This is a genomic window from Trebonia sp. (assembly GCF_049794275.1).
In the GTDB taxonomy this organism is placed as follows: Bacteria; Actinomycetota; Actinomycetes; order Streptosporangiales; family Streptosporangiaceae; genus Trebonia.
In genome coordinates, this window is sequence record NZ_JBARCR010000334.1 from 1 (window position 1) to 1,822 (window position 1,822).

The window sequence follows — 1,822 nt, forward strand, 5'->3', positions numbered from 1 at the left end:
GCCTGAAGCATGGTGGAGGCGCCGTCAGCGTTGAACGGCCCGACCAGCGACTGGCGCAGGTACAAGGTGAACAGGGCGGCCGCGGCGAGCAGCAGGCCGCCCGCCCAGGCCAGCACGGACCGCCGGACGGCGAAGCTGCGCGGACCGCGCCGGTCCGCATCGGTCGCGGCTCCCGCCGTGGCGGTCACGGAGTCGTGGCTGGCCCGCTGCACCAAAGCACCATCCCGTTCACGCCCGCCCCGGCTTGCTTACCTGGAGCAGCAGGTTCTTGTCCCAGACCATGATTACGTACTGGCCGACGCGGTACTCGCGCGCGGGCTTGCCGAAGGTCTGCCGGACGCCCGCCTCGGGGAAGGCGTACGCGTTGCCCGGTCCGGGGACGGCCACGACGAACGTCGCGCGGGAGGCGGCGGGGTCGTACCAGCTGCCCTTCGCGACCCATGTGTACGGCTGTTTCCCGAGATCGGCGGTGGGGACGACGAGGACCTGCCCGCCGCTGGACAGCGTGGTGCTGGACGCCGCCCAGTACTTGGCGAGCCCGTCGGTCAGGTGGTGGGCCACCAGCCAGTCGGCGAGCTGCTGGGTCTCGGCCTGCCGCTTCGGCTGCGCCGCTGCCCAGCCGAGAGCCGCCAGGTAACCGGCGAGCACCGCGGTGAGCACCGGCGTCAGCGCGAGTCTCTGCAGCCGGCGGCGCGCCAGCCAGGAGCCGACCGTGCGGCCCGCGAGGACCGCACAGAACGGCAGCACGACGGCGATATCGTGCGCGCCCTGCAGCAGGACCATGTGCGTCGCGAACGTGGCCGCCACGAGCACCACCAGGGTGCCGACGGTCAGCACCTGCGTGATGCGGTCGGCGCTGCGGAACAGGCAGGCGATGCCGGCCAGCAGCCCGGCGAGGGCGAGCAGGAACCCGGCCAGGTGCAGCACCGCGATCGCCGTCCTGATCGCGGTCGGCTGCTCCCAGAAGTCCGCGCCGAACAAGATCAGCACGTTCTGCACGGCCAGCTTGACCTGCTGCCCCCACAGGGAGACCGGGATGGACTGACGCACCTTCAGGGCGTGCATCTGGTAGCCGCCCGCCGCACTGATACCGTGCACCGCCAGCCTGGTCAGGCCCACGGAAACGACGGCGGCCGCCGCCAGCCCCGCGTCGTACCAGCCGGGCCGCCGGCGCCGCACCAATGGCAGGGCCGCCCGGACCAGGCAGACCAGCGCAATCGGCACCGCCGCGGCGTACGTAGCCAGCGGGTCGTCGACCTGCGCCCAGACCAGCAGCAGCACCGTCCCCGCGACCGCCCACCAGCGTTCCCGCGCGCGGTCGATGAACAGCAGCGTCAGCAAGATCGGCACGCCGATGCCGGTGTGATCGGGGGCCAGCAGCAGGACGTGCGTGCCCGGGATGTAGCCGGGCGCCACCAGGATGCCTCCGGCGAGGACCGCCCGGACGATGCCCTCGGCGCCGCGCGCGGTTCCCCTGGCGAGCAGCGCGGCGCTGAGCACGAGCAGCGTGTAGACGATCGCGGCGGTGATGTGCGCGACATCGGGGCCGAGGCCGTGGACCACCGCGACCAGGCCGTCTATCGGGATCTCGAACGTGGAGAACGACACGTCGGCGACGAACCAGCCGTGCAGCAGGACGTTGCCGTGCATCATGTCCCAGCCCTGCAGCACCATCCCGGCGGCGTCGGAGTTCACCGCCGCGGTCCGCGACTGGAGCAGGTAGCACCAGAACAGCGCCACCGCCGCGGCGACGAGCGCGCCCGCCCAGAGGAGCCGCGCCCTGGCGGCCGTCAGCCGCTGCGGGTCTGGCGCCCCAGGCGGC

General features: G+C 72.8%; 2 protein-coding genes. Both read right to left on the bottom strand.

Annotated elements, in window-relative coordinates; translation table 11 throughout:
- Window positions 1-215, bottom strand: a 215-nt coding sequence (locus tag WA805_RS09205) for a hypothetical protein (protein ID WP_425242133.1), incomplete at its 3' end; no start/stop codon positions are given.
- A 13-nt stretch (window positions 216-228) separates the two neighbouring features.
- Window positions 229-1,822: hypothetical protein (locus tag WA805_RS09210; RefSeq protein ID WP_425242134.1), on the bottom strand; the 1,594-nt coding region annotated here is incomplete at its 5' end.